The organism is Kitasatospora sp. NPDC048365 (assembly GCF_043200835.1).
Classification (GTDB): Bacteria; Actinomycetota; Actinomycetes; order Streptomycetales; family Streptomycetaceae; genus Kitasatospora; species Kitasatospora terrestris.
Map to the genome: position 1 here is coordinate 76653 of NZ_JBICYJ010000032.1, position 25240 is coordinate 101892.

The following is a 25240-nucleotide window of genomic DNA, read 5'->3' on the forward strand; positions in this document are numbered from 1 at the left end:
CAACAGGTGCGGCGCAAGGAATAGCGGCCGGCTTCGCTCGTCCGTGGTCGCCAGCAACGTCTGCGGGAGTGCTCCTGGCGACGGCAGCCGGTCAGGAATTCGCGTGTCCTCCGGGTGCGGCCGTGCGAGCATCGGCGGGTGATCGACGATGAGGAGCTGTTTGCCGCCGACCTGATCGGGAGGCGACTGCTGAAGGTGACCACGGCTTGGCACCACCATGCTGACGACGACTTGTCGCTCGTGCACCTGTGGCTTCACCTGGAGGGGCTGGGCCCGGTGCTGTTCCACACGCCCTCGACCGGCGTGTCTCTGCGAGCCGACCAGCCGCACGGTCCGTACTCGATGGAGGAGTACGGAAGCGTCTCCGTGATCGACGATTCGCCGGATGTTCCGGTGACCCAGTTCGTCGGACAGACGATCCGGTCGGTTCGGCAGATCGACTACAACGACGGCCGTGTCAGCTTCACGGCCGGTCTCACCCTCCAGTTCCCCGGCGGAAGCGTCCGCCTGCTCGGTCTCGTGGACGACCTCCTCATCGCCCACGACCGGCATCTGGGCGCTGTCGAGGCCCACCTGCACGAGGATGTGACCCTCGCGCGAGTGGTGCAGACCTCCGAGGGCTGCCCGTCGCAGTGGGACGCCTGGACGACCACAAGTCAGTACCTGTACCTGCGGTACCGGCACGGCGAGGGGACGGTCGAGCAGCATCCGAGCGAGGACGTCGACACCTGGGACGGCGAGGAGTCGAGGCTCTGGACCAGCTGGGACGACGGAACCAACGGCGGCTGGCTCGAACTCACCGACTTCCTCGCCACAGCCGGTCTGCGGCTGGCCCCGGACGCCGAGGTCCACACCACACCGCCGATCGACCCGAAGGCATGAGAACGATGGCCACGCACCCCAGCCGCGACTACGCGATCACCACGATGTACCGCGGTGAAGGCGGCGGCCGTCCGCGCCGCCGGCCCGGCCGTCCTGAGCGAACTCGCCGTCGCCGAGGAACTCGCCTCCCGCCGGCTGGTCGTGGTCCCGGTGGCGGGCGTCCTGCTCCGCCGGGACCTGCGAGCGGTAAGGCCCACGGCCCACGGGCCACCGCCCCACGGGCCCGGCCCGCGCCCCCTGTCCCCGACGCGGGCGCGCCCGGCGGGCTGACGCGGGGCGCCGGCGCCGGGTGGCGAGCGGTGTCCCGGCCGTGGTCACAGAGGTTCGTCCATGCGGAGGTTCTCGGAGATGTACCGGAAGTAGGGATCCTGCTCGGAGTGCTTCGGTCGTGAGAAGCCTGGGGGAAACTGTCCGACCGACCTGTCCGTCGTCCCCGCCCACCATTCCTCGACGATGGACGCCTGCTCCTCAAGACCGTAGTGCCGCCACGGCTCTCCGGCGGGCCCGTAGTAGTAGGCGGTGTGGAAGTTGCCGTCGGCGACGCCACTCGTGAAGGCGCGGAACAGGTCGACCGCGCCCTTCCAGAAGTACTCGAGCTTGAAGGACTTGTGTGCGATCTGCCAGGCGTGCGCGAGTTCGTGGATGAACACCTGTCCGGGCTTCGAGGTGAAGGGCAGCAGCCCCGGCGGAGGAGCCCAGTTCAGCGGGCTGTCGAACCCGTCGCCCAGATTGACGAGGATGGTGCCGTCGTAGGAAGGGATCGTCACCGGACTTCCTCCGGGCCCCGACATGTTGGTGAGCCGGATGCGGTCCCACGGCAAGGTGTCCCCGAAGACCCGCTCGGCTTCCGCCCTCTCCGGCGGTTCGAGTGGCCGGTGTCCCACGAGAGCCTCTCCGATGAGCGCTCCGCCGACGAAGGCCGGGATGACCAGGGCGGGACTGACGAGGAAGGCGACGCCACCGGCCACCAGGACACCGGCCAGGCCTCCCGGTCCGATGATCGGGGCGTCGGCGATGTCGCCGATCTCGCTGCCGACGAAGGACAGGCCGGCCAGGCACTGCCCGGCGGGCCCGAAGGGGAGGAGCAGCGCGTTCGCGACGGCGAATTCCAGTACGTCGCCAACCAGCTCCGCGCCGCCGCCGATCAGGCCGATCATGTCCGAGCTGCGGCTCGCCGTGATCGAGCCCCCACGGAAGTCGGGCCACATGTCGGCGATCACCTGACCGTCCGCGGGCTCGTCCCAGTCGAGCTGACGCGGGCCGGGCGTGTCGGTTCCGTACACCCGTCCCGACTTCTGGTGGATGACCACCACGGCGCGGCTGCGCGACTGCAGGACGGCTCGGACGGTGAACTTGTACGAGAAGAATCCTGTGGCCCGCATGAATCCTTTGAACCGCGCCGATCCGTCACTGTTGATCACGAATTCGGCGCGCCCGGCCAGCGGGACACCCGCGGGAGTGATGATCGGTTGCGAGAACGTCCTCGACTCGGGCCGTTGAAGGATGGTCAGCCGGAACACCGCGGTCCCGCTCTGGCCGTGGCTGGCCTTCCAGCGGATCTCCACGGGCTGCCCGGACACGAGACGGGCGTTGTCCGGATCGACGTCGATGCGGAGTACACGCTGCACCTCGGTGTCGGTGGGGCCCAGAGACAGTGTCGCCGATTCCACTCGCACGCCCGGCGGCAGCGGACCGGGGGTCAACTCGACCTCCTTGGAGCCTCCTCCGGAGAGCACGGCGACTGTCAGCAGGCCGGACGATCCCGTGGGCACGCCGATGGCGGTCGGGCTCACCCGCACTTCTGTCGCGCTCGGGACGACCGTGACGTGGAAGTTCAAGGTGGTCGTGAGGGCGTCCTCCGCGCCTCCGGCGCTGAACAGCGCCACCAGCCGGAGGTCGGCCGGGCCCAGGGGCGCGGTGGGAGAGACGGACATCGGGATCCACGTGCGGACCTTCGCCTGGGGCCCGTAGACCAGAGGCGCCGGCGGCGGCAGGCTCACGACGTCGTCGCCTCCCCAGAGCTCGAACATCACGTATCCCGCGGCGCCGAGCCCCGAGGACACGGTGACGTCGAGCCCCGCACGCGCGGCCCGGGCGAGGGTGAACCTGTCCTTGTCCAGGGAGACCGACACACTCTGGACCACCGCGGTGACGGGGACGGTGACGGGTTTCCACTGCGGGGCGACCAGCGCCACGTGTGCCCGCTCGACGCCGCCGCCGTTCTCCGGGGCCCGGCACGCGACATTTACCCTGACCTGGTTCCCGGACGACACCCGAACCGGGTCCGAGCCCGTGGCGTGCGCGATCTGCACCATGCGGCTGAAGCCGTTCTCCCGCACCACGTCCAGCTCGTCCTCGGTCATACCGTCAAGCAGCCCGAGATGCAGGGCCTGTTCATAGGTGAGCTGTTGCTCCTTCTCGACAAGGATCTCCGAGGAGCGGATGGTCCGCTCACCGCCGATGAGACAGGCGCGTACGTCGGCGCCGGACGGAGCGCTGTCGATCGAGAAGGAGGAGTTTCTCTCCTGGCCCGGGTCGAGCCAGACACTCAACTGCTCCTCCGAGACGTGCGGTTCCACGCCGTCGCCGCCGACCGCGAAGTACAGCGGCAGCTCACTGGTCGCAGGGCCGGGCAAGTGGGCGACGAGGCGCCCCACATGCCACTTCTCCGCGCCGTCGCCGGACGTGTGCTCACACGCGAGTTCGATGTCGACGTCCTGATCGGGCTCCACGGGCACGGACTGCGCACCATGGCCTCTGACGACGACCCGGGTGTCCTGGACGACATGCTGGGCCGGGTCGTCCCGCTGGTCCGGGGGCAGGTCGTGGATCTCGTCGGCCGCCAGGTGCCGCCAATAGGTCTCGGAGACGACTATCTCCCCTACCGAGACGAGTGGATTGATGCCCTGGACGTCGAGCGACATGTGTCCGGAGGGAGGATCGGTCAGCCGGACCCATCGGGTGGTGGATGAATGAGGCATCATCCGTGCGCAGATCAGACTGGGATCGAACGCAGACATCGCCGCTCCTCGGCCGATCGCCTACCTACCACTCCAGTCTGCTCTCCGCGCGGCGCCCTGTCCTCCGCGGGCGTTCACACCTCCGTGCCCGCGGTACGTGACGCCGTCCACCGTCGTCAGGCCGAGGGCGGGCATCATCCGGTGCGGTGCCACCGGTCCTTCCGGACCGGCCCGGGCGGCGAGGGCCTCGATGAGGTCGCCGATCGCGTCCGGGGTGACCGGTGATCCCAGCGGTGCGCGGAACAGGTTCACCAGCAGGAAGTCGCTGCCACCGGCGCCGATCCGCTCGTGGCGTTCGGCTACGTAATGGTCGAAGGCCTGCACCACCAGGAAGTCCACTGGTTGAACCCACCGGCGCCGCGACTTCCACCACGCCCCGTTCGAGTTCTCCCGGCGCACCACGTGCAGATGGGCCCCCTCCGACGCGCAGCCCAGCGTCCGCGAGACCATCAGGAAGGCGGCAGTCCTCCCTGCGCAGCCCCGCCACCTGCCCCGGCGCAACCCGACCCGGGAGAGCAGCAGCACGATCAGGCGGTCCCGGGCATTGCGGCACTCCCTGAACATCGCCACCACCTGCTCATCGCTGGTGCGGTCAATCGCCGACGCCGGCTCCTGGAGTCGGTGCCGGGCCTTCATCCGGTAGGCCAGGCCAGTCCCCTCGCCCTGCGCTTCCTCCGGCAGGCCTCGTGTGTCGGCAAGCTCGTAGAGCACACCGAGCACCCACTGCGGCGCCGCGCCGTCGCGGATCGCGTGTGTGAGGAACCCCCGGACGCCGGTCAGGATTCGGTTGACCCGGCGTTCACCTCGCACCGGCTCGGCTCCAGGCCCCATCCGTACCGTGCCGATGCTGCCGTCCGGCTCAATCGGGGTGTACTGCAGCCACACCATGAACAGGCCCAGCTCCTGTGCCGCTTCCGGCCACGGCCGCCCCGTCCGCAATCACCAGGTGAAGTACAGGGCGGCATCACCGGCGTAGGCCTTGGTCGTCAGCTCCGCCCGGTTCTGCCCGAAACGCAGAGGGCGAAGCCAACGGTCAGCCGGATGTACAACTTCCAAGCGGTCATCGACAACTGTCCAGTACCGCACGCCGGACGGCATTCGAATCGGAAACGCTCGCACTTCTCACCTCGGGCTCTGTGAACTCAGCAACGACCAGCCACAGAGCAACACCCCCCGAGAACCGGCTCCCGACTCCCAACGAGGCGGCTCTAACCCAACGTCACGCCACAGGGCCGCCCCCCGAGAAGTCGAGCGGGGCGTCGACGAGGACCGCGACCGTGCGGCGTCCGTGGGCGTGGGCGAGGTCGACCAGCTGGCGGCGGTGGTGGCTCTCGCAGCTGACGTTGTCGATGTACGTCGTCAGGCCCCGGCGGAGCCGCATGCTCAGGATCTGGTGCTGGAGGAGGAGTGCGTCGGCCGTCGCCTTCTGGTCGCCGGGAACGGAGACGACGGCGCGCAGCTGGTCGAGACTGACGATCCGGTGCGGCGCAACGGTGGCCAGTGCCGTGGACTTGCCGGAGCCGCTGGCGCCGATCATGACGACGACGTCCCCGAAGGCCGGGGAAGTGATGTCACACCCATCATGACAGTTCAGAGGGTATTTTCGTAGGAGGAACGGCACATGCGACCTGCCTTGTTCGCCCCTCTCCGGGGCGCCCAGAATCTCCGTTATGAATCACTCGGGGAAAGTCGATCAGGACGACATCGCGCGAGCGCGGAATGTGCTGCTCGCGTCGGGACACCGCACGCCACGCGAGGAAGTTGACGCCTACCGGGTGCTCTCCCAGGTCAGCCCCGCCGCTTACCTTCCTCTCTTGGCCAGGGCACTGCAACGTCTGAGCTACGACACCAGCGTCGGCAGGTGGCATCCGTCCTCGCTCGCGCTGTGCGAGGAGGCGGTGGCCGCTGCGCGGTCCATCGACCCGGCCGACACTGCCCGGGCCAATGTTCTGTACCAGGCCCTCGACTCGTGCCAGCGACAGCTGTACATGGCGGGCCGACGCGCCGAAGGACTTGCCATGCGCGCCGAGATGCTCGCCATTGGCCGTGCACAAGCCGAACTGTCCGGAGACCCCGTGGTCAAAGGGCTGCATGAGTGGGCTGCCGGACTTTCCGAGGAAGGCCGGTATGCCGAGGCTGCTGATGCCATGACCGAGCTGGTCGCAGCGATCCTGCCCGATGGACCCGCCAGCGGGGCCCTTGCCTGGTCACTCCTGGAGTGGATCGCCGCTCTCCACGACGCTGACCGGCCCAGCGAAGCACTCGCCGCGTTCGAGACACTCGTCAGCATGGAAGCGGCCGAAGCCGCGAACGATCGCAGCTCGATGGCCTGCCATCTCTACTCGCTCATCGGGTACGCGCAGATGCTCGACACCCACGGCCGAGGCGAGCAGGCGGCCCTCGCGCGGCAAGAAGCACTCGCCTTGCTAACGGAGTTGGCCGATCCCGGTGAGCGGAAGTCCTGGGGTGGCTATCAGGCGTCGTTCTGGGCGGTGCTGCTGACCTTCTCCGGTGCCGAAAGCGAGCGGCCTGCGCCCGATGTACCGCGTCCGCCTTCGGGAGCTGCGCCCATCCGGTGGTCGCCCGATGCCACGCGGCGCTACTTCGACAGCCTTCAAGCCCTCCGCGAAGAGGTGGACACCCTTGCTGCGCGAGCCACCGAGGATCCGGACCAGCACCTGGCCGAACTGGTCCGGCTGCATCGGGTCCTCACCGTCCGCTCCGCCGTCTACTGGGAGAACCGCACCCATCTGTTCGCGGAGCGGGTGCGCTCCCTGTTCGACGACGGAGTGAGTCTGGCCGGTCGGCTGTCTCAGCACGATCCGGCGGACGGAACGCGAACACTGGCCAGAATCCTGATCGACCGATCCACCTTCCACACCGCCGCCCACGAGTTCGGGCCCGCTCTCGACGACTTCCGCCAAGCCCTGAACTGCCTGGGGGAGGTCAACTAACCCGAGCCGGGCGACGTCCCCCGTGAGACTCGTACACACGAGCAGCTCGCTCCAGACCGAGAAGATCGGCCATTCCGCAACATCCAATAGCCCGGGTTACCAGTAGGTTCGACGGGGTCGAGGGGCGGCGTGGTGGTGTCCATCGTGGGTTCCCTCCGTGTTGGTCCGGCCGGGCGCCGGCGCCGCGCACCACGGCGCCCCGCCCGCCGGGCCTGGACGGCGCGGGGACGGGGCGCGTGGGTGGGCGACGTCAGTGCCCGAATTCGTGGCAGATGCACTTCAGCGTGGGCTCCACGCCATCGGGGGTGCGCCGATTGATGGGGCTGGCCCCGGGGCCGGCGCCGCTGCGAGTCCGCAGGGCGGCAGCGGGCGCAGTCCGCGTAGTCGGTGCCGGTGATCGGTTCGGTGAACTCCTCGGCGTCCGCTGTCCGGCAGCGCGGGCCGGTGATCGTCTACTGCCGGGGGCGGACGGCGTGGCCCAGCGGGTCGGCCTGGACCGCGAGCAGCGTCTGGTAGTTGGCGGCCTCGATCTCGGCGACCCGGTGGGCCGGCGCCAGCGCCTGCTCGCGGGTGTGCGAGTAGGCGGCGGCGCGGCCGATGTCCCTGACGGGCTGCCAGCCCTCGCCGGTCCAGGCCCGCAGACCGACCACCGCGCCGTCGGTCACCGCCCAGCCGTCACCGGCCTCGTCGCGGCGCACCACGACCTCGCCGTACCCACCGGCCGGGCCGTGCGGGATCGGCACGCGGAACTCGACGGCGAGCGCGAGCTGCTCCTCCGTGGACAGCATGCGGGTCATCGTTCCTCTTCCCTCTTTGGTGGTCGGTGGTCGGTGGTCCGGTCAGCGGGCGGTGGTCGGGTGGCCGGGCCGGTTCAGGGGCGAAATCGCCGGCGGGTTCCGGGACCAGCGGACGTAGTCCACGCTGCTTGCGGCGTAGGTGTTGCTCAGGAGGCTGCCGGAGTGGTCGAGGCAGTCGTGCAGGCGGCCCAGGCGGTCCCAGGCCGGCCGCAGCTGGGCGATCAGCCAATCCTGGTCCTCGCCGGTGACAGCCTGGCCGGCGGCGATGGCGTCCAGGCGGTCGGTGTCCGGGATGCCGGCCGCGAGGAAGGCATCGACCCGCGCCGCCTCGTCGGCGGTGAGCTTCTCGGCGATGCGCCTGCCTCGTCGGCCCGGGGGCGTCCGCGTAGCAGGCGAGGCTGCGCTCGTTGAGCGCGATGCCGGCCAGGGTCCAGTCGGACTCGGCCTGCAGGAAGCTGTCCTGACGAAACGGACGGTCGGGGTGGGCGAACGGCTCGTGGGCGGTCGTGGCGGGCTGCTTGGTGTCGGTGGTCAAGGCGTCCTCCTGTCGCGGTCCGGCCGGGCGGCCGGCGCCGCGCTCCGGAGCGCACCGCCGCCCGCTCGGCTGGTGCCGAGGGGCGGTCGACGAGGCGCTGACCGCCGCCGGCCTCACCTCCCGGATGCTGCTCCAGGTGCACGACGAAATCGTGCTGGAGCTGGCCCCCGACGAGCGTGCGCAGGTCGAGGCGATCGTCCGCGAGCAGATGGCCGGCGCCTACCCGCTGGAGGTCTCCGTCGGCGTCGGCGCCAACTGGGAGGCCGTCGCGAACTGACTTGTCGTCATGTATGTTTCGGGCAACCGGAATTACCGCTCGCCCGCCATCTTCCGGCCGGTCGCGTCCGGCTCTACCGTGGCGGTATGGCTGATCGTGCGCCGCTTCGTCCCGGACCAGACTCCACCACCGACCTCGTCCTCCACGAGGGCGGCGGCTCCCGCGCGTGGGTGGTGCCGATCGTCCTGACCGGGGCCGCGAAGTCGCTGCTGGTGCCGTTGGTGCTCGGCGGCATCACCGGGGCGGTCGCCGTCGTCGCGCTGGTGACCGGCACCGACGCCGCGACCGTTGGACAGATCGTCCTCGGGATCGCCGCCGTCGAAGCCGCGCTGGCAGCACCGCTGACCGTGTGGATAGAACTCACCACGGTCCGCCGGCTGCGATTCGCCCCAGCCCAGGCCCCCACCCGGTTCCGGACGGTCCGCGCCGCCCGCCCCGGCCCCTGGCAGCCGATCACCCAGCTGCGCGGAATCCGGCTGGAGCACCGAGTCACCGAGCCCTACCCGGGAGACCAGCAGCCGGCGACCGAACAGCTCACCGTCCGGTTCGACCTCGCCGGCGACGAACTGAAGTGGACCCCGCCCGCCCTCACCTCGCCGCAGCGGCTGTACGGGGCCTTCACCGCGCTGCTCGGCCCCGCCGGGGTGCGGGTCGAGCTGGTCACCGAACGCACCGTCCGGGCCCGCCCGTCGCGCGGGCCCGGCTGGACCGGCGGCGGCTCGGCCTCCGCCAACTCCGGCGGCTTCTCGGGCGGGGGCTGACCTCCCCGCCGCGGCGGCGCGGCGGGTTCGTCGAGGACGGACCCCTACCTGCGGGCGTTGGCGCGCCGGCTGGGCTCGGCCGTGGTCGGGTCCTCCGGCCAGGGGGGGGCGGGGTAGAGACAGACCTGACCGTGGAAGCCCATCAGGGCCAGGTCGGCGGTGATCGCGCCGGTGGCGGCAGCGGTGATGGTACGGGTCACGGCCATGGAGAACTCCTTGTTCGAGTTCGGCGATGCCGCCCGGGCCGTGACGCCGCACACCACGGCGATCCGCCGCCCCGGCCTGGCGGGCCAGCGGGCGGGGCGCGGTGGTGGGCAGCGTCACGGCCCGGGCGGTCAGGCGCTGGTGAGTGCGGCGAGCTGCTCGCGCTCGTCGTCGGACAGTTCGCTGCACGGCAGGCAAGAACCGATCGACTCCAGCGGCAGGCAGTAGTCGTAGGTGACCAGGTAGATCGGGCACGTCTTTCGGGCCTTCATCGCGGCGGCGAGGGCTCGGGCGCGGCCTGGGGTCATCTGCCGCACCGGCTTGGCGCCGGCGACCGGGAAGAGGTGGCCCCACACGGGTGCCGCCCCGGCAGACGACCTGGGCGGCGACGTCCTGGCCGCCGGGGCCACCTCAACTCGGCGGCAGACCCCCCTTCCGTGGGGAGGAGTAGCGCGCCGAGCTCGTGACGGTGCCCGGCAGACCCTCGCTCGCGCGGGGAGGAGAGGGTGTGGGACGGGATGAACGTGATCGGGTTCGGCAGACCCCCGCTTGCGCGGGGAGGAGGGCGCGGTGGTCACCTTCAGCTGCGCCATCCGGCCCCGAGACTCGCCTCCGCTACAACGTCCACCGCTACTACGACCCCGAAACCGCCCGCTACACCAGCCCCGACCCGCTCGGGCTCGCCCCCGCCCCCAACCCCGACACCTACATCACCAACCCCCACAGCGTCAGCGACCCGCTCGGCCTCGCCGCAGTCGACGAGAACGACGTCACCTGGGGCGGACGCGTCACCTACCAGCCCACCGACCACCTCGGACGCGCCAAGGGCGTCTTCGCCATCCTCGACTCCAGCATGATGGGCGGCAAGACCAACCCCCAGTACGACCCGGTCGGCTGGGTCACCGGTAGGGGCTACAACCGCGCCCACCTCCTCGGCGCGCAGCTCGGCGGCTCCAACAAGGACCCCCGCAACTTCGTGACGATGCACCAGTACGCCAACACGCCCATCATGCGCGACCTCGAAGGCCAGGTGCGCAAGGCGGTCGACGCCGGCGAGATCGTCCACTACCGGGTCACCCCTCACTACGATGGGCAACGACCTCCTCCCCAAGGGCGTGACCATCGAGGCCTACGGCAACAAGGGATTCCAGTTCCAGCCCAAGGGCTCGAGCAGCGGAACGAACCTCCTCAGCATCTGCAACAAGAAGAAGTGACGGACCCCATGACCAACGCCCTCGAACAGCTCAGCCGCCTCCTCCCGCGCCCCGACGGCGTCGAGCCCAAGGACTGGGACTCCGTGCGGCGCCAGCTCGGCACCGACCTGCCCGCCGACTACAAGGCGTTCGTCGACACCTACGGCGGCGGCTACGTCGACGCCTACCTGTGGGTCCTCGAACCGGGGTGTGCGAACGAGTTCTACGACCTGATCGACGCGGACGAGGAACGCGCAGAGGCCTACGAGGAGCTGTGGGACGGCGGCGAGGAGAAGCCCGCCGAGCTCGACGGAACCGGCGCCCGCCTCATCCCGTGGGCTTCTACCGACAACGGGGAGTTCCTCTTCTGGCTCGCCCGGCCCGGCCAGGACCCCGACGAGTGGACCGTCATGGTCAACGAGGCCCGAGGGCCCTGGTGGGAGCACCTGGACATGGGCTTCAGCCAGTTCCTCGCAGCCGCCCTCACAGGCGAGGTCCGCTCCGAGATCCTCTCCGACTCCTTCCCCACCTCGCCCCACGACTTCCGGTCGTCCGCGGACTTCGTGTAAGAGGAGCTAACACAAAGCCGTTGTTCGGCCATGACTCCTCGGCGGTGTGCTCGTTGGTCCATCCGTGGGAAAGTTGAAGGGTCCGCCATGGGTGGTGTCGGACGATCTCTGGGCGCGGATCGAGCCGCTGCTGCCGGTGAGGCAGCGGCGGTCTCGAAATCCAGGCCGGTTGCCGCTGGATGATCGCGGCTGTCTGCAGGGGATCCTGTTCGTGCTGCACACCGGGATCCAGTGGGAGTGGTTGCCGCAGGAGCTGGGCTTCGGTTCCGGGATGACCTGCTGGCGCCGGCTGCGGGACTGGCACGAGGCCGGGGTGTGGGACCGGCTCCACCAGGTCCTGCTGACCGAGTTGCACCGTGCGGGGAAGCTGGACTGGGGGCCTTCGGGTCTGCGTTGAGGAGTGCGCTGCGTCGGCGGCTGGTTCAGGCTGCCGCCGGTCGGCCATCTGGCTTCGTTCACTTCAAGCAGCAGCGTTTGTCTGCCTGTTTGGTCAGCAGTTAGCGATCTTGAGGCTCGTGGATGTTCACGAGAAATGACGTCACTACCTGAGCTCGGTGTCCAACAGGCTGCTGCCCGGCGGTGAGCTCTCGGTGGGGGCAGCGATCGACTGTCATATCCTTCTGCGGTGGCGAACTGGCGGCGGTCTCTGGCGGATGGGTTTTGGGCGTGGGACCGGTCCATGGGTGGGCAGCGGCGTCCGACTCGGATCCAGAAATGGGTTGCCCGGCACCCGATCGGCACCGGCTTCTGTGTCGCTGTGCCCTTCACCTTGTTCTTCTTGTTGCTGTCGCGCGAGGAGGAGCCGGACGACCCTCTGTTCGCTGTGGTGTTCGGGCTGATCATGGGGCTTGTCTTCGGTCTCACGGCCGTCTCGGAGCGGCTCCGGCAACGTCGGCTCAAGCGTCTGGGAATATGGGACGGATCTTGAGAGAGTCGGGGCGTGAAAGGTCGGGTTAGTGGCTGTTGTCGTTCCGATCTTGAGGAGTGCCGGTCGAACGGGAGTCCGGATCGGATGGGCTAGCCTGTGCGCCATGGACCATACTCCCGAGCTGCTGACTTGCCCCGACTGTGGGCAACCGCTGAGGAGCCTGGGCCTGGTCATGTCTTTCCGCGACGAGGACCAGCAGCGCGTGTGCCGTCATGCCTGGAAGTGCCCGGCGGGTCAAATCTGGTGGCACTGGGCGGACCGGCCTGCGGAGCCCCTGGACGCCTGTCCCTATCCTCAGCTCTTCCGGCGATGACGACTGAACCAGCGTTGCGCTTCACATAGTTTGTTGCCGCACGGTCCTGCGATGCGGGCCATGATCTCGACTGATGCAGACTTCCTCCGAAAGGTCCGGGAGATCCAGGAGGCGCGTGACAAGGCGATCGAACCGCTCGCCACCGTCCTGGTCGAACGGGAGCGACTGCGCCGGCTTCTCGCGGAGACGGACGTTCCCTACGGCAATGCCTACGCCGATGCCACGCGGGCGGGCTGGCGCCCGGAGGAACTCGCGGCGCTGGGTGCAGAGCAACCCGTCGGCAAGTCCAAGGCCCGGCCGCGCACTCCCATCAGCCAAGGAGGGCGTCTGCCGAAACCTGCGCGCCGAACTGAGTCAGATTCAGCAGCAGCTAGTTAGTGGTCGTCGTTACGTTGGTAGAGCTGCTGGCCTTCTCTCGGTTCGGTGGTGAAGAGGTAGAGCGATAGGGCGTTTGTGGTGCGACCGTCAGGAGACGGCCAGTCAGTCTCTGTGGTCGGAGGACGGTGCGGGTAGTGCGCGCACCACAGTGGAGTAGACCGATTGTGGTATCAAGGGGTTGCAGATTGGGCGCGGACGGGCAAGGGCGCTTCTCTTGCCGGTGCCTGGTGGAGCATGAGGCCGACCCCGGGCCGGGCTCGCGCCGTGGTCGGTGCGGCCGGCCTTCCGCCGGGAGTCCGCCCACCTCTACGATCGCGATCATGTCGATCGCCTCGTCCGTACCCGTCCTGCAGGGGAGCCGGGGAGTCGTGCTCCGCTCCGTCGACGGCGCACTGCTGCTGACCACTCCGCGGGAGGAGTCGCGGATTCCCCTGGCGGCGGTCGAGCGGGTGACGGTGGACGGCCGTTCCGTCGCGGTGGAGCTGACCGCGGCGCCCGGATCGGCGCCGGCGCTCCACCGGGTCGGCGGGGTGAGCGAGGCGGCCGCGACGGCCTTCGCGGAGGCGGTGAACCGGTCGCTGCCGGAGCGAGCCGAGGGCGAGGCGGTGGTCGACGGGTCCGCCCTGGTCGCCACCCGCGTCCTGGACGAGTCGCCGCGGGAGCGGCAGCAGCGCCGCATACGGTGGGGGGTGCTCGCGGCCGGTGTGCTGATCGTCGCCCTGTCCCTGGCGACCGGGATTCGGGAGGGTGGAGCCGCCGGAGTCGTCCTGGCCTTCACGACCCTGCTGGTCGGCCCCGTCGCGCTGGCGATCACCGCGGTTTCCTTCGCGGCGCTGTGGTTGACCTGCCGGGGCTGGTACCTGTCGCGGTATGGCATCACCGTCGAGGCGAACGCTGCCGATGCCCAGGGGAGTTACGTCTACACGGACACCGCGGGAGTGGGCCGCGCGATGAACGCCTCGGCCGGAGCCGGGACCGTCCGCGTCGCCTACGATCCACGGGATCCCGGGCGCGCGGTCGTCCACCGGTCGGGGCTCCGCACGATCGGGAAGGCGTTCGGTTCCCTGGTCGGCCTGGGCATCGGTCTGGGCCTCGACTTCGTGATGGTCATGGTGCTTCTGACGTCCTGACAGCGCCACCTGACAGCACGACCCGGCCGCGTCCCGGCCGGGCTCAGCCCGTCGCCGGCCCCGGGCTCTGGCAGCGGCCGGTGGCGAGGGCCAGGCCCCGGACCGCGGCCGCCGCCACGGCGAGCAGCAGGGAGGCGGAGTACAGCCCGGACTTCAGGCCGTTGACGGCGCTGACCGCAGCCGCGAGGCCGTCCAGGTGCACGGGGAAGGCCGACAGCAGGACGGTGAGGCCCGCGTCCTCCAGCAGGTTGGCCGCGGCCGCCGCGAGCGGGACGGCGAGCAGCGTCCACCGCAGGCCGGAACGGGCGCGGGGCGTGGCCCAGCGCAGGGTGGCCGCGGTGAACAGCGTGAAGGCGGCGATCAGCGGCAGGTCCAGCAGCAGGATCAACAGGTGGTCCCGCCGGCCGTCGGCCCCGAACGCGGTCAGCCAGGCGTACGCGGTGTCGGCGGAGTAGCCACCGGTCCGGGGCTCGGCGGCGTTGCGCGCGCCGAGCAGGTTGAGGATGCCGCTGCCGTACGTGTCGTGGAAGCGCGTCGCCGCGACCGACATCGCGGCCATCAGGACGGCGAAGGCGCCGAGCGCCGCGAACGCGACCCGGCCCGGACGGGTGTGGAGCGCGGTGCGCACGGTGGCGGTCATCGGGTCTCGCTCCTCACGGCGGCCAGCGCCGCCTGTTCGATGGTCAGGTCGTGCGCGTCGGTGCCGAGCAGGTCGAGGGCGCCGGGCGCGGCGAGGTCGGACACCAGGACGGGCTGCAGGATGCAGCCCGCGAAGACGGCCGCGAGCAGGTTCCGGGCGCCCTCGCGCACCTCGCCGGCGTGCTGGCCCTCGGCGATCAGCTCCTCGACGACGTGCAGCGGGTACTCGCTGCCGGGCGGCAGGCCCGGCATCAGCGAGCCCGTGCGGTGCAGCGCGAAGAGGAAGGCGTGCGGCTGCGCCCGGTAGGCGCCGAGCATGGCGCGGACCGTCCCCGCCAGCCGCTCCAGCGCTCCGCCGGGGCCGTCGGCCACCTCGCGCAGCGTGCGGACGTACGCCTCGACGGTCTCGGCGTACAGGGCGCGGGCGATCGCCTCCTTGGACGGGTAGTGCCGGTACAGCGCGGCCTCCGACATCCCGGCGCGCTCGGCGATGTGCTTGGTGCGGGTCGCGTCGTACCCGCGCTCGGCGAAGCAGGCGAGCGCGGCGGCGTGCAGGGCGGGCTTCTGGCTGGGCCTGGGCAACGTCCACCTCCAAAGTGAATGTTTACTTACTTTGGCTGACGGGCTGACCCCGCGTCAAGGCCGCAACGCACCGCGCCCCGACCGCGGGTGCGGTCGGGGCGCGGAGCGTTGCGGCCGGGTCGAGGGTGGTGCCGGGTCAGGCGGTCGCGGGCGCGGCCGGGGCGGCCGGCGCCTGGCGACGCGAGAGGGCGTCGGAGGCCTTGGCGGTCGCGTACAGGGAGGCGGCGAGCGCGATCGCCAGCGCGGCACCCGCGGCGAAGACGCTGCCGGAGGAGACCGCCTTCGCGTCGCCCGCCTCGGTGCGGGCGGAGCCGGCGAGGAACGGCAGGACCACCAGCACCGCGACACCGAGGGCGACCTCGCCCCACACCACCTTCGGGAAGTGCCGCAGCGTCAGGTGGAGCAGCGAGGCGGAGTCGTCGGCCCGGCGGGCCTGCGCGATCCGCGGCATCAGCCAGAACTGGTTGAAGCCGCCGGCCGCGACGAGGCCCAGCACCAGGGCGACCTTCACCAGCAGGGCGACGCCGTAGCCGGTGGTCCACAGCTGCGAGACGGCGCCGACGTGCTTCCAGCTGAGCCACAGGCCGGAGACCGTGACCGCGCCGACGCAGACCATCGCGACGAGGCTGAAGCGGCGCCAGATGTCGGCCCACAGCAGGCCGGCGCCCTCGCCGAGCCGGCCGCGGGTGCCCGCCAGGGCGACCAGCAGGGCCAGGCCGCCGAGCCAGACGGTGCCGGAGACGATGTGGGTCTGGTCGAAGACCGGGTCCAGGCGGCGGTCCAGGTCGGTCGGGGCGGTGGCAGGTATGCCGGCGATCAGGGTGACCGCGAGGGCGGCCGGAAGCGCGGCGAGCGCGACCAGGTCGACGTGGCGCCGCACCGCCGGGACGAACAGGCTGATCAGCGCGGCGGCCGTCACCACCAGGACGATGTTCTGCACCAGGTAGAGAGTGCCCTGGGCGATCCAGGCGCCCTTCGCGGCGGGCGCCTGCAGGTAGTCCCAGATCTTCCCGGGCGCGAGGGCGTCGCCGAACGGCATGCCCTTGCCCGCGCGGGCCACCCGCGCGGCGAGCTGGAAGTAGCCGGCGACCAGCAGGACCACGCCCGCCCAGGCCAGGTACGTGGCCGATCTTCTGCGCAGCACCGAGGCGTCGGCGGCGCCCGTACCGGCGGACCTCAGCGCGGGGCGCACGGTGGCGACGTAGGTGACGGTGCTGCCAATGGCGCCGCTGAGGCCGATGAAGTAGCCGGTCTTGGTGAGAACCCGCCAGATTTCGGGCGTGGTGTATCCGGCCGTCTTCGCGGCCAACAGCAGATGACTCATAAGGTCAGCCTAGCCTTACGAAGGGTAGCCTGTCCTTATGTGTGTCTTATGTCATGCTCGATCGATCGTCAGAATCAGCTTCTTGTCGTAGGGCCGACGGCGGTGGAAGGATCGTCGGCATGAAGAGAATCGAGTCCGACACCCTCCGGTGACCGCGCCCCGGACGCAGGCCCTGATCCGGCTGGCCGACCGGACCACCGGCATCGACCGCATCGCGTACGTCGAGGCGCTCAACCGCCTCGCCGACCCCCGCGCCCGGTACCCCTGGTTCCCCGGCAACGGCCGCGACCCCCGCGCCTCGCCGGACCGCCCGGCGGACCCGGTGGCGCTGCACTGGCTGCGCCGCCGGGCGGCGGACCTCGGCGACTTCACCGGGTACTTCGCCGCCGGGACGGTCGTCGCGGCCTCCGTCGACCGTGCGATCGCCGACCCGCACGCCGACAGCGAGGTCGTCGACCAGACCGGCAGACTGCTGCGGGCCATGACGGCCTGCCACGGCATGGGCGTCACCCTCGCGGCGCTCGACACCGCCCCGGAACTGCTCGCCCACTACACGGCGCAGGTGAGCCGCCTGACCCCGACCACCGACCGGTACCGGTCGGTCTTCGAGCTGGCGGCGTACCTCGCCGACCCGGACGGGGAGGCCGCGGGCCTCGACTGGCCGCCGGACGGCCGGGCCGCGGCCCTCGATCGGCTGAACGCCCTGCTGCGGCGGCCCGGTTGGCCGGAGCACCTGGACGCGCTGCTGGCCTGGCCGACCGGCAACATCGCGCGGTGGGCGGAGCTGCCGGCCGGCCGGCTCGGCCTGCTGCCGCCGGGATTCGTGCGGCGCCCTCCGGTCGGGCGGCGGGCCCGGTGGCTCGCCGCGCGGGAGGGTGACGGGCGGTGAACCGCGTTGTCGGGGGCGGGGGTGGTCGTCTAGGGTCGGCCGGGTGACTGCCGGGTCGGCCTTGGGCCACGCACGAGTGGGGTTCCCGGCCTCGGCATGAGCCCGGGGCGGGCCCGTGGCCCGCCGTCTCCTCCGCGTCCTCGCTCCCGGCGCCCGCATTCCGGCGCCCCCGTTCCAGCGGATCCGACGACCGGAGAGTCACCAGCAATGTCCTTCCACCAGCAGTACCCGCACGCGGCCGGGTCGCCTACGGCCGGCGTGCAGTTGAACCACACCGCCGTGTACGCGAGCGACCGGTACCTGTCCGCCGAGTTCCTGGCCGTGGTCCTCGGCCTGGAGGTCGGCGCGCCGTTCGGGCCGTTCCTGCCCGTCGACCTCGGCAACGGCGTGACGCTCGACTACTACGAGAAGCGGGACGAGCCGATCCAGTCGCAGCACTACGCCTTCCTCGTCCCCGAGGAGCGGTTCGACGCGGTGATTGCCCGCCTGGAGGCGGTCGGGGTCACCTACTTCGCCGATCCCGCCCACACCGAACCCGGCCGGGTGAACGGCCTGTTCGGCGGACGCGGCGCGTACTTCGCGGACCCGGACGGCCACAACCTGGAGGTGATGACCCGGCCGTACGTCCGCCCGTAGGCGGTGTACGAGGCCGCCCGACGGGTGGTCAGTGGCGACCGGAGACCAGGTCGGCGAGGCGGGCGACGGGGGAGGTGCGGGGCCGGCCGGCGCGTTCCTGGGCGTCGGCGAGGTGGTAGGCGGCGTAGAGGCCGTGGACGCCGAGCCAGCGCAGCGGCTCGGGCTCCCACTTGCGGACGCGGTGGTCGACCCAGGGCAGGGCGGTCAGTTCGGTGTGCTCGCCGAGGACCAGGTCGCGCAGGGTGCGGGCGGCGAGGTTGGTGGTGGTCACGCCGCTGCCGACGTAGCCGCCCGCCCAGCCGAGACCGGAGGCGCGGTCCAGCGCCACCGTGCTGCACCAGTCGCGGGGCACCCCGAGCACGCCGGACCAGGCGTGCTCCACCGCGACGCCGCGTGCCGCGGGGAAGAACCGGGTGAGGATCCCGGTCAGCTGCTCGACCGTCCTCGGCGCGGTCGAGCCGTCGTTGTCGGTGCGCGAGCCGAAGCGGTACGGCACGCCGCGCCCGCCGATCGCGATCCGGTCGTCCGCGGTGCGCTGCGCGTACATGTAGGCGTGCGCGAAGTCGCCGAGCGTCTCGCGCCCGGCCCAGCCGGCCGACTCCCAGAAGGAGGCGGGCAGCGGGGCGGTGACGATCATCGAGGAGTTCATCGGCAGCCAGGAGCGCTTCTCGCCGGGCAGCCCGGCGGTGAACCCCTCGGTGCAGCGCAGCACGTACCGCGCCGAGACGGTGCCGTGCTCGGTGACGGCCCGCGCCGGGGCCGTGCCTGCGGCCGGGTGGACGGCGGTGACCGCGGTCCGCTCGTACAGCTCGACGCCGAGCCGCTCGGCCGCGTCGGCGAGGCCGCGGACCAGCTTGACCGGCTGCAGCCGGGCGCCGTGCGGCGTCCAGCTCGCGCCGAGGGCGCCGTCGACGGCGATCCGCCGGGCGGCCTCGGCGGCGGTGAGCCGCTGCACCTCGGTCTCGCCGTAGGCGTGCTCGGCCGCGACGAAGGCGTCCAGGCGCTCCACCTGGGCGGGGGTGCGGGCGACCTCCAGGACACCGCCCTTCACCTGGTCCGCGTCGATGCCCTCCGCCGCGCAGACCCGCAGCACCTCGTCCACCGAGGCGGTCATCGCCCGTTGCAGCGCGACCGCCCGGGCCCTGCCGTACCGCCGGGCGAAGGCGGAGCGGCCGGCGAAGCCGTTGTACAGCCAGCCGCCGTTGCGGCCGGAGGCGCCGTAGCCGCAGAAGCGCTGCTCCAGCACGGCGATCCGCAGCGAGGGCTCGGCCCGCTTGAGGTAGTACGCCGTCCACAGTCCGGTGTAGCCGCCGCCGACGACGGCGACGTCCACCTCGGTGGGGCCGTCGAGGGCGGGGCGCGGCGCGGGGGCGCCGAGGGCGGTGTGCCAGTGGGAGACACCGCCGTTGACGGTGGTGGGCGTGGTCACGTCGGAGCTGCTTCCGTCGGTGGGCGTTGCTCGGTGCGGGCACGCTATGCGGCGGCCCCGACCTGCGGCAATGCCCAGGGTGTCAGGCCCGTGGCACCGTTCCCGACACTCCGTCACCCGTTCCGGAGCCTGTGCGGCCGGGGTCAGGCGGTTTCGCCGGGGCGGATGGTGCGCATTCGGACCGCCGCGTAGACGCAGCCCGCGAGCGCCAGGTCGGAGAGGAGCATGAAGCCGATCGAGTAGCTGCCCTGCGCGCTGTAGATCGCGCCCATCACCAGCGGGGGCACGAAGCCGCCGAGTCCGCCGATCGCGCCCACGATGCCGGTCACGCTGCCCACCTGGGCGACCGGGGTGACCTGGGCGACCAGCGCGAACACCGCTCCGCTGGTGGTGCCGAGGCCGACCGCCATCAGCAGGAAGGCGATCGTGCCGACCGGGCTGAGGTCCGGGTCGAAGGCCTGGACGATGGCGAACAGCGCGGTCAGCGCCAGGGCCCAGGCGGTGACCACCGCCGGGTGGATCCGGTCCGACAGCCAGCCGCCGATCGGTCGGAAGATCACGGTCATCAGCGCGAAGCCGGCGGCCTTGGTGCCGGCGTCGGTCGCCGACAGGTGGTACCAGGTCTTGAGGTACGTCGGGAGGTAGACGCCGAACGCCACGATCCCGCCGAAGCCGATCGCGTACAGCGCCGAGAGCTCCCAGGTCACCCGCAGCCGCCCGGCCCGGGCGAGGCGCTCGGTGAGCGGGGAGGTCGGTACCACCCGGTCCGGGCGGTCGCGGATGAACAGCAGGGCGATCACCACGTACACCGCCAGCGCCCCCGCGAGGACCAGGAACGGCAGGTTGTGGTCGTGCTTCCACATCCGCGGGGTGAAGTACCCGGACAGGGCCACGCCGCCCATGCCCATGCCGAACACGCCGACGCCCAGGCCGCGCTTGTGCGGCGGGAACCACGAGTTCACCAGCGGCACGCCGATCGCGAAGGTCGTGCCGCCGAGGCCCAGCAGGAAGCCGACGGCGAGCAGCGCCCCGTACGAGTCGCGGGCCGGGATCAGCAGCAGCACCGGGACGATGGTCAGCCCCGAGATCAGCGGGAACATCAGCCGGGCGCCGTACCGGTCGGTCAGCGCGCCGACCGGCACCCGGCCGAGCGAACCGACCAGCACCGGCACCGCCACCAGCAGGGACTGCTCGAACGAGGACATGTGCAGCGTCTTGTCGAACTCGCCGGCCAGCGGTGCGATCAGGTTCCACGCCCAGAAGGTGAGGGTGAACCCGACCGTGGCGGTCACCAGGTCCACGTACGCGGTCGGCGACACCCGCTCCTCTGCGGCACTCACTACGTGCTTCCTCTCCGTCCACCGGTACGACCGCCCCATCACAGCAGCGAATCCCCGTCGATCCCCGCGGCGCCGCACGGCCGTCCGGGTGGTCTCATTCGAACGGAGCAGCGGAAAGCACGCCCGGGGCCTGCGCCGGTGGGGCGGTCGGACGCAGGCGGGTGCGGTGATCGCATCGCGGACCCGGCCGGGGTCGGAGTGGCGAGCGGGTCTTCGGCCTCCTCGCTGCCAGGATGTGTGCGCGGCCGGACGTCCGGGATCGGACGGGCCGACCGCGTACGCCGACCGTCGGCCTGACCGGAGATGAGGACGTCAGCATGCCGCAGCAGGGAACTGTGAAGTGGTTCAACGCGGAGAAGGGATTCGGCTTCATCGCCCCTGACGCCGGAGGCCCGGACGTGTTCGTCCACTTCAGCGCCATCCAGACCTCGGGCTACCGCGGCCTGGAGGAGAACCAGCGCGTCGAGTTCGACGTCACCCAGGGGCCGAAGGGTCCGCAGGCGGAGCAGGTCGTCCCGCTCTCCTAGCCTCCGCGCGATGCCCGGCCACCCCGCCTCCCGGGGTGGCCGGGCATCCGGCTGTCAGCCGGCGCGGTGCGGGCCCAGGTGGTGGAGGACGCCGGCGAGCTGCTCGGAGGTGAGGGCCGGGGCGGGCAGCGGCGGGTGCGCGGGGGAGGGGCGCAGGCCGTCGAGGAACAGGGCGAGCGGGCGGCGCCAGGCGTCGGGGCCGACGGCGCCGGCGAGGGCCGGGACGGTGCGGCCGAGGGCGGCGAGGGCGAGCAGCAGGTCCTCGGTGGTGAGGTCGGCGCGGACGCTGCCCTGGTCGCGGCCGCGGCCGAGGAGCAGGTCGACGGTCTGCCGGTTGTGCTCGTGGACGGCCTGCAGGGCGGCGCTGTCCGGGAGGTGCGTGGTCATCAGGTCGTTGGTGCCGCGGTCGGCGGCCAGTGTCGCGAAGACGTGCTGCAGGTAGTCGGTGAGCCCCTGCCAGGCGTCCTCGGCGGCGCGGGCCCGTTCGCCGGCGGCCCCGGTGGCGGCGAGCAGGTCGCCGAAGACGGCGTCGACCAGGGCGGCCCGGGTGGGGAAGTGCCGGTACAGGGTGGCGTTGCCGACGCCCGCGCGGCGGGCGATCACGTCGAGCGGCGCGTCCAGGCCGCGGTCGGCGAAGACCTGCCGGGCCGCGTCGAGCAGCAGCTCCCGGCTGCGCCGGGCGTCGCGCCGCAGCGGCGCTGCTGTCCCGTCGGTGCCGGATCGGGTGATGCTGCCCATGCCACTCCCTCGGTCGAGCGGGGAGTACTCCCCGGTTCGGCTGCTATCCTCGCACGGAGATGAAACGGGGAGTGCTCCCCGTTTTGAAGGGGGAGTGGGGAACATGGACGGCACGGCACTGGTCCTGGGCGGCGGCGGACCGGTCGGCGGGGCGTGGCTCACCGGCGTCCTCGCCGGCCTCGCCGACGGCGGGGTCGACCCGGCCGCCGCCGACACCGTCATCGGCACCTCCGCCGGTGCGGTCTTCGGCTCCCGGCTGCTGGCCGGCGAGACACCGGCCGAGCTGTACGACCGTCAACTCGCCGACCTCGACCGGGTCGAGCTCGGCGTCACCGCGGCTCAGACCGTCCGCTACCTGTGGGCGGCGCTCGCCACCCGCGACCCCGAACGCTCCGTCACCCGGCTCGCCCGCGCCGCCCTCGACGCGCGCACCGACCCCGCCCACGACCTCCACGCCACCGTCCGCACCCTGCTGCGCGACGCCACCGCCTGGCCGGACCGCACCCTGCGGATCGCCGCCGTCGACGCGGACAGCGGACAGGTCGAGGCCTTCGACGCGCACTCCGGCCTCCCACTCGCCGACGCGGTCGCCGCCAGCTGCGCCGTCCCCCTGGTCTGGCCGCCCGCCACCGCCCTCGGCCGGCGCTGGATCGACGGCGGCACCCGCGCCACCGCCAACCTCCAACTCGCCGCCGGCCACCGCCAGGTGCTGGCCGTCGCCCCAGTCCCCACCGCCGTCGGACCGCACCCCGACGCCCGGCAGCAGGCCGCCGAGCTGCGCGCCGCCGGCGCGTTCGTCACCCTGGTCGTCCCGGACGACCAGGCCCGCCGCGCGATGGGCCGCGACCTCACCGCCAACGCCCGCCGCCCCGCCGCCGCCCGCGCCGGCCACCGCCAGGGCGCGGCCCTCGCCGCCGCCCTCGGCCGCACCTGGCCGACCGGCACCAGCTGCGACTGAGTCCCCACAGCCGCGGGTGGTGCCGCAACCGCGTGCCGACCTGCCGGACCGCGGACCCTTCGGCCTTCCGCCCGGTGGACACCGGAGCGTGACAGCGGAGCCCGACGAAGTGCGGCTACGGGCAACCGATCCCCCGGCCGACCGGGTCCTGGGGCGGCGCGACCCGGGCCCGCGGGGCCGGCCGACTCTCGGGAGGGTCACGCGCGGTGAGCCCGTGCCGCGGAGGCCGGACGAGCGCCCGGCGCCGCTCCTGCCGCAGTCCGTCGCGGTGGGATGCGAGGTGTCGGAGCCGGGCGGACCATGGGAAACGGTTCGTCAGCGGAAGGGGTGCAATGACGATGGCGCTGACATTTTCCCAACTCTGTGACCTGGCGAAGGACGCCGGCTTCGGCGGTGACGACATCCGCATCGCCGGGGCGGTCGCGATGGCGGAGTCCGGCGGCCGACCGGACGCCGTCGGGGACACCACCCTGGTGAACAACACCTGGGGCCCGAGCATCGGCCTGTTCCAGATCCGCTCGCTGCGCAGACCGCAGGAGTACGGCTACCCCGACAACCTGCGGATCGAGTCCTCGCTCGCCGACCCGCAGTACAACGCGAAGGCCGCCCGGGCGATCCAGCAGGACGCCGGCGGCTGGTCGCCGTGGTCGACGTACACCGGCGGCGCGTACAAGCAGTACCTGGACGGCGCCCTCGGCGAGCCGCACGACGGGCAGCCGCCGGCGACGGGGGCGACCGGCTCCCGGATCCGGGGCTGCCTGGAGCTGCTGATGGGGGAGAACGGCTACCGCGAGGGGGAGAACAACTACACCAAGTACGCCCAGGAGCTGATCGAGGCGGGGAAGGTCCCGGGCAGCTGGCAGAACAAGGCCTGGTGCTACACCTTCCAGTCCTGGGGGACCTGGAAGGCCGGGCTGGAGGACTACTGCCTGCTGTCGATCTTCTGCCCGGACGGGGTGCGCTACTTCCACGACAAGGGCTGGTGGTCGGAGTACCCGATGGTCGGCGCCGAGGTGTTCTACGGCACCGCCGACGAGGAGTGGGGCGCGGGCGGCAGCCACATCGAGCGGGTGTACAAGTTCGACGCGGACAACATCTGGACGGTCGGCGGCAACACCAACCTGACCGGCTCCAGCCAGGGTGACGGCGTCTACCTGCGCGGTCCGATCCCGCGCCGCGGCGTCCGGGTGTACGGCTACGGCTGCCCGCCGTTCCCGGAGGGCCGGCTCTCCGCAGACCCCCGCTGGGGCGGCCGGACCTCCGCCGCGTACACCGAACTCGCGCAGCCGCCCGACGCGCCGCAGAGCGGCGTCGACCCGCGGCCGTGGGTCTACCTCGGGCAGCTGGAGCACGCCATCGCCGCCGACGTCCCCGCGCCGACCGGACACCGCTCGCCGTACTGGACGCAGGTCCTGCTGGTGGAGAAGGGGCTGGCGGGCGAGGGCCTGCTCGACAACGCGTACGTCGACGGCTCCTGGGGCACCCTGACGCTCAAGGCCTACTCGGACTGGCAGCATGTCCTCGGGTACGAGGGCAGGGCCGCGGACGGCCACCCCGGCCGGGCCTCGCTGCAGAAGCTTGCCGACAAGTACGGCTTCCGGGTGGGCAATTGACGGATTAACGACCGCCGCCCAGGTCACGGCCGGCGCGGGCGGCGGTCACCTCCGATTGGCATTCGCATTGACCACCTGACATCCTCGTGGCTCTGACACGACTTCGGGGGGATCGGATGGTCAGGCGACCTTTGGCTGCCGCGGTGGCCGTACTGCTGGTGATGACGCTGGCGGCGTGCGGGACCGGCGGGGGCAAGAAGAAGAAGCGGAACCGCAGTACGAGCACCAGTACGCCCAGCAGCACCGCCAGTGGCAGAAGCGTCGACGTGACGGTCCTGCCGGAGACCTTCACGGTGGGCCGGGACCTGACGGTCAGCTTCTACGGCTGCGGGTCCGCCGACACGGTGGAGTTCCGCTGGCGCGACGTGGGGACGGGCCGGAGCGGTGTCCTGGGCGCGCAGCGCTGTTCCAACAGCACCGCGACGCTGGTGCTGCGCGGGTTCGCGGAAGCCTCGCCCGGGCACTGGGAGGTGACCGGCAAGGCCGCGCCGTCCGGCCTGTCCGACGTGGCCGTGCTGACGGTCCAGGCCCGCTGACGGCTGCGCCCGCCGGGGGGGGGGGGGGGGGGGGGGGGGGGGGGGGGGGGGGGGGGGGGGGGGGGGGGGGGGGGGGGCGGGGCCGGGG

At 71.8% G+C, this 25240-nt stretch carries 26 protein-coding genes and 3 pseudogenes; 17 read left to right on the forward strand and 12 right to left on the reverse strand.

What is annotated here, in order from left to right; all coding sequences use genetic code 11:
* The first annotated feature begins 138 nt into the window (after positions 1–138).
* Together ACGFX4_RS28440 and ACGFX4_RS28445 are read left to right on the forward strand one after the other, a co-directional pair.
* On the forward strand, positions 139–882 hold the full coding sequence (locus ACGFX4_RS28440) for a hypothetical protein (protein ID WP_393080094.1): 744 nt from the start codon (positions 139–141) through the stop codon (positions 880–882).
* Between the two features lie 48 nt (positions 883–930).
* Positions 931–1114 (forward strand): annotated as a pseudogene (locus ACGFX4_RS28445) (LysR family transcriptional regulator); the annotation flags it as partial.
* 82 nt (positions 1115–1196) lie between these two features.
* On the opposite strand, the gene ACGFX4_RS28450 reads toward ACGFX4_RS28445, so the two are convergent.
* The 3 genes from ACGFX4_RS28450 to ACGFX4_RS28460 all read right to left on the reverse strand — a co-directional run bounded on the left by ACGFX4_RS28450 (position 1197) and on the right by ACGFX4_RS28460 (position 5439).
* Entirely contained in the window at positions 1197–3902 is a 2706-nt protein-coding gene (locus ACGFX4_RS28450; protein ID WP_393080096.1) for a hypothetical protein, read from the reverse strand.
* A 21-nt stretch (positions 3903–3923) separates the two neighbouring features.
* Positions 3924–4790 (reverse strand): hypothetical protein, encoded by an 867-nt coding sequence (locus ACGFX4_RS28455; RefSeq protein WP_393080099.1) that lies wholly within the window; start codon positions 4788–4790, stop codon positions 3924–3926.
* Between the two features lie 331 nt (positions 4791–5121).
* On the reverse strand, positions 5122–5439 hold the full coding sequence (locus ACGFX4_RS28460; protein WP_393080101.1) for an AAA family ATPase: 318 nt from the start codon (positions 5437–5439) through the stop codon (positions 5122–5124).
* A 133-nt stretch (positions 5440–5572) separates the two neighbouring features.
* On the opposite strand from ACGFX4_RS28460, the gene ACGFX4_RS28465 reads away from it, so the two are divergent.
* Complete coding sequence (locus ACGFX4_RS28465; protein ID WP_393080104.1) at positions 5573–6856, forward strand: hypothetical protein; 1284 nt, start codon at positions 5573–5575, stop codon at positions 6854–6856.
* Positions 6857–7308: 452 nt separating this feature from the next.
* On the opposite strand, the gene ACGFX4_RS28470 is transcribed toward ACGFX4_RS28465, so the two are convergent.
* Entirely contained in the window at positions 7309–7644 is a 336-nt protein-coding gene (locus ACGFX4_RS28470) for a hypothetical protein (protein WP_393080106.1), read from the reverse strand.
* 171 nt (positions 7645–7815) lie between these two features.
* Between ACGFX4_RS28470 and ACGFX4_RS28475 the strand changes: the two genes are divergently transcribed.
* From ACGFX4_RS28475 to ACGFX4_RS28485, 3 genes and pseudogenes are all read left to right on the forward strand, one after another.
* Positions 7816–8064: a hypothetical protein gene (locus ACGFX4_RS28475; RefSeq protein ID WP_393080109.1), complete on the forward strand. Its 249-nt coding sequence runs from the start codon at positions 7816–7818 to the stop codon at positions 8062–8064.
* Positions 8065–8273: 209 nt separating this feature from the next.
* Positions 8274–8465 (forward strand): annotated as a pseudogene (locus ACGFX4_RS28480) (DNA polymerase); the annotation flags it as partial.
* 86 nt (positions 8466–8551) lie between these two features.
* Positions 8552–9226, forward strand: a complete 675-nt coding sequence (locus ACGFX4_RS28485; protein ID WP_393080112.1) for a hypothetical protein — start codon at positions 8552–8554, stop codon at positions 9224–9226.
* A gap of 44 nt (positions 9227–9270) precedes the next feature.
* On the opposite strand, the gene ACGFX4_RS28490 is transcribed toward ACGFX4_RS28485, so the two are convergent.
* Both ACGFX4_RS28490 and ACGFX4_RS28495 read right to left on the reverse strand, forming a co-directional pair.
* Positions 9271–9432, reverse strand: a complete 162-nt coding sequence (locus ACGFX4_RS28490) for a hypothetical protein (RefSeq protein WP_393080115.1) — start codon at positions 9430–9432, stop codon at positions 9271–9273.
* Between the two features lie 129 nt (positions 9433–9561).
* Entirely contained in the window at positions 9562–9786 is a 225-nt protein-coding gene (locus ACGFX4_RS28495) for a hypothetical protein (RefSeq protein ID WP_393080118.1), read from the reverse strand.
* A gap of 152 nt (positions 9787–9938) precedes the next feature.
* Between ACGFX4_RS28495 and ACGFX4_RS28500 the strand changes: the two genes are divergently transcribed.
* The 5 genes and pseudogenes from ACGFX4_RS28500 (at position 9939) to ACGFX4_RS28520 (ending at position 13941) form a co-directional block, all read left to right on the forward strand.
* A complete protein-coding gene (locus ACGFX4_RS28500; protein ID WP_393080120.1) occupies positions 9939–11192 on the forward strand; it encodes a DNA/RNA non-specific endonuclease in 1254 nt (417 codons plus the stop codon).
* 73 nt (positions 11193–11265) lie between these two features.
* A pseudogene (locus tag ACGFX4_RS28505) lies at positions 11266–11568 on the forward strand (transposase); the annotation flags it as partial.
* A 249-nt stretch (positions 11569–11817) separates the two neighbouring features.
* Complete coding sequence (locus ACGFX4_RS28510) at positions 11818–12120, forward strand: DUF6404 family protein (protein WP_393080123.1); 303 nt, start codon at positions 11818–11820, stop codon at positions 12118–12120.
* Between the two features lie 364 nt (positions 12121–12484).
* Positions 12485–12811, forward strand: a complete 327-nt coding sequence (locus ACGFX4_RS28515) for a hypothetical protein (protein WP_393080126.1) — start codon at positions 12485–12487, stop codon at positions 12809–12811.
* A 320-nt stretch (positions 12812–13131) separates the two neighbouring features.
* The gene (locus ACGFX4_RS28520; protein WP_393080128.1) at positions 13132–13941 is read left to right on the forward strand and encodes a hypothetical protein; all 810 of its coding nucleotides are present in this window, start codon (positions 13132–13134) and stop codon (positions 13939–13941) included.
* A gap of 43 nt (positions 13942–13984) precedes the next feature.
* Here ACGFX4_RS28520 and ACGFX4_RS28525 read toward each other — a convergent pair whose 3' ends face one another.
* The 3 genes from ACGFX4_RS28525 to ACGFX4_RS28535 form a co-directional block, all read right to left on the reverse strand.
* Positions 13985–14581: a hypothetical protein gene (locus tag ACGFX4_RS28525; protein WP_393080131.1), complete on the reverse strand. Its 597-nt coding sequence runs from the start codon at positions 14579–14581 to the stop codon at positions 13985–13987.
* Complete coding sequence (locus ACGFX4_RS28530; protein ID WP_393080134.1) at positions 14578–15162, reverse strand: TetR family transcriptional regulator; 585 nt, start codon at positions 15160–15162, stop codon at positions 14578–14580. Before ACGFX4_RS28530 ends, ACGFX4_RS28525 begins: the two co-directional genes overlap by 4 nt.
* 136 nt (positions 15163–15298) lie before the next feature.
* Positions 15299–16486, reverse strand: a complete 1188-nt coding sequence (locus ACGFX4_RS28535; RefSeq protein ID WP_393080137.1) for a CopD family protein — start codon at positions 16484–16486, stop codon at positions 15299–15301.
* A gap of 148 nt (positions 16487–16634) precedes the next feature.
* Between ACGFX4_RS28535 and ACGFX4_RS28540 the strand changes: the two genes are divergently transcribed.
* A complete protein-coding gene (locus ACGFX4_RS28540) occupies positions 16635–17375 on the forward strand; it encodes a hypothetical protein (RefSeq protein WP_393080140.1) in 741 nt (246 codons plus the stop codon).
* A gap of 207 nt (positions 17376–17582) precedes the next feature.
* Entirely contained in the window at positions 17583–18011 is a 429-nt protein-coding gene (locus ACGFX4_RS28545; RefSeq protein ID WP_393080142.1) for a VOC family protein, read from the forward strand.
* A 28-nt stretch (positions 18012–18039) separates the two neighbouring features.
* Here ACGFX4_RS28545 and ACGFX4_RS28550 read toward each other — a convergent pair whose 3' ends face one another.
* Both ACGFX4_RS28550 and ACGFX4_RS28555 read right to left on the reverse strand, forming a co-directional pair.
* Positions 18040–19440: an NAD(P)/FAD-dependent oxidoreductase gene (locus ACGFX4_RS28550; protein WP_393080145.1), complete on the reverse strand. Its 1401-nt coding sequence runs from the start codon at positions 19438–19440 to the stop codon at positions 18040–18042.
* Positions 19441–19583: 143 nt separating this feature from the next.
* Positions 19584–20780, reverse strand: a complete 1197-nt coding sequence (locus tag ACGFX4_RS28555) for a nitrate/nitrite transporter (protein ID WP_393080147.1) — start codon at positions 20778–20780, stop codon at positions 19584–19586.
* 317 nt (positions 20781–21097) lie between these two features.
* On the opposite strand from ACGFX4_RS28555, the gene ACGFX4_RS28560 reads away from it, so the two are divergent.
* Positions 21098–21307: a cold-shock protein gene (locus tag ACGFX4_RS28560; protein ID WP_393080149.1), complete on the forward strand. Its 210-nt coding sequence runs from the start codon at positions 21098–21100 to the stop codon at positions 21305–21307.
* Positions 21308–21361: 54 nt separating this feature from the next.
* Here ACGFX4_RS28560 and ACGFX4_RS28565 read toward each other — a convergent pair whose 3' ends face one another.
* Positions 21362–22045: a TetR/AcrR family transcriptional regulator gene (locus tag ACGFX4_RS28565; RefSeq protein WP_393080152.1), complete on the reverse strand. Its 684-nt coding sequence runs from the start codon at positions 22043–22045 to the stop codon at positions 21362–21364.
* A 103-nt stretch (positions 22046–22148) separates the two neighbouring features.
* Here ACGFX4_RS28565 and ACGFX4_RS28570 point away from each other — a divergent pair, with 103 nt between their 5' ends.
* From ACGFX4_RS28570 to ACGFX4_RS28580, 3 genes are all read left to right on the forward strand, one after another.
* Positions 22149–23003 (forward strand): patatin-like phospholipase family protein, encoded by an 855-nt coding sequence (locus tag ACGFX4_RS28570; RefSeq protein ID WP_393080155.1) that lies wholly within the window; start codon positions 22149–22151, stop codon positions 23001–23003.
* A 338-nt stretch (positions 23004–23341) separates the two neighbouring features.
* The gene (locus tag ACGFX4_RS28575; RefSeq protein WP_393080158.1) at positions 23342–24616 is read left to right on the forward strand and encodes a hypothetical protein; all 1275 of its coding nucleotides are present in this window, start codon (positions 23342–23344) and stop codon (positions 24614–24616) included.
* Between the two features lie 143 nt (positions 24617–24759).
* Positions 24760–25152 carry a hypothetical protein gene (locus tag ACGFX4_RS28580; RefSeq protein ID WP_393080161.1) on the forward strand — a complete coding sequence of 131 codons (393 nt, stop codon included), beginning with the start codon at positions 24760–24762 and terminating at the stop codon, positions 25150–25152.
* The last annotated feature ends 88 nt before the right edge of the window (positions 25153–25240 follow it).